We start from the raw sequence: 1734 nt of genomic DNA on the forward strand, positions 1-1734 counted from the left end.
CCACACCGCCGAGCGCCGTGACGGCACCGGCCAAGGACACCTTGATGAGGGCGGCACGCCGGTTGTTGGAGGTCTGGCGCAGAACCACAAGGTCGCCCATGTGGTGCGGCACCTCGTGCACGAGCACCGCCAGGGCGGCCACCACCCCCAGGCGCAAATCAGCCATGAAAGCCGACGCAATCAGGATGCCGTCACCAAAGGCGTGCACGCTGTCGCCGGCCAGCACGGCCCAACTGCCGCTTTTGGGTTCACCATGCGTGTGGTTGTGATGGCCGTGCGCGGCGTGCACGTGCTCCGCATGGTCGTGCTGCGCGTGCGCGGCCGCTTCGGGGCCATGGTGCCCGCCGCCATGGTGCTCATGGCCGTGGTGCCACAGCTCGGCTTTGTCGAGCAGGAAAAAAAACACCAGGCCCACCAGCAAGGTGGCAAACAGTTCCTTGGCCCCAGCCTGGCTTTCAAAAGCCTCGGGTAACAAATGCATGAAGGCGGTGGCCAGCAGTGCGCCGGCGGCCAGGCTGAGCATGTGCTGGGTGTAGCGCGCCAGCACACCGAAACTGAGCAGCGCCGCCAGCCATACGCTGCCGATGCCCGCGGCCAGGGTTCCCATCAGGATTGCTATCAAAGTCATAGCTGCTTGCGCTCGTCTTTAAAGGGCTGGAGCCCAAAATCATTGAAAATAGTGCCCCCACGCTCCACCACTTCGTGTGGTCGCTGCCCCCCGAGGGGGCCGCCCGCCTGTGGCCCGGCAAAGCCGGTTCCACGGCTCATGCTGGCTTGAAGAGTCACTGGGCACGGCGGTGTGCCATGGGACCGGCTAGTTTAGAGCCTTACCCGAAGCGCGTTCTTGCAGCGGCCTGCCGATAAAAAAGCCGCCGGCCCTTTCGGGCTTGGCGGCTTGCTGCCTGCTGGCGGGGATCAGGCTACGCCATGACTCTTGAACCATTCCAGGGCGCGCTTGAAACCGTCGTCTGCCGCATCCTTGCGGTAGCTGGGTCGGTAATCAGCATGGAAGGCGTGGGGCGCTTGCGGGTAGACGACAAACTCGGACGCGRCTGCCGCCTTGTTGCCCTTGGCGCCGGCTTCGGCCAGGGCGTCCTTCATCTGGTTGACCGTGGTGAGCGGAATGCCGCCGTCCTGCCCGCCATAGAGGCCGAGCACCGGGGCCTTGAGGTTGGCGGCCAGGTCCAGCGGGTGCTGGGGTGTCAGCGCCGATGGCTGGCCGACCAGGCGGCCGTACCAGGCAACGCCAGCTTTGACATTCTTGCTTTGCTCGGCATAGAGCCAGGTGATKCGGCCGCCCCAGCAAAAACCGGTGATGCCCACCTTTTTGGCATTGCCGCCGTTAGCGGCTGCCCACTTCACGGCGCCGTCCAGGTCGGCCATGACCTGCGCATCGGGCACTTTGGAGACGACTTCGGCCATGAGCTTGGCCATTTCGTTGTACTTGCTGGGGTCGCCTTGGCGCGCGTAGAGCTCGGGAGCAATTGCCAGGTAGCCGGCTTTGGCAAAGCGCCGGGCCGTATCGGCGATGTATTCGTGCACGCCAAAAATCTCCTGGATCACCAGCACCACCGGCAGGTTGGTCTTGCCGGCAGGCGCCGCGAAGAACGCTGGCACCTTGAAGCCGTTGACCTCGTAGGTGGTTTCGCCGGTCTTCAGGCCTTCCGAGGAAGTCTTGATGGCGGTCTGCGCCATGATGGGCATGGCAGTGGCGGCATACCCCACCCCCAGGGC

Annotated in this window: 2 protein-coding genes; both read right to left on the bottom strand. The window is 64.7% G+C overall.

What is annotated here, in order from left to right:
* Positions 1-628 (bottom strand): ZIP family metal transporter (locus AC1D0Z_RS21040; protein ID WP_477660103.1); only part of this gene is annotated, 628 nt, incomplete at its 3' end.
* A gap of 287 nt (positions 629-915) precedes the next feature.
* Positions 916-1734 (bottom strand): dienelactone hydrolase family protein (locus AC1D0Z_RS21045; RefSeq protein ID WP_477660104.1); only part of this gene is annotated, 819 nt, incomplete at its 5' end.

It is taken from the genome of Polaromonas sp. P1_E3, from assembly GCF_056405935.1.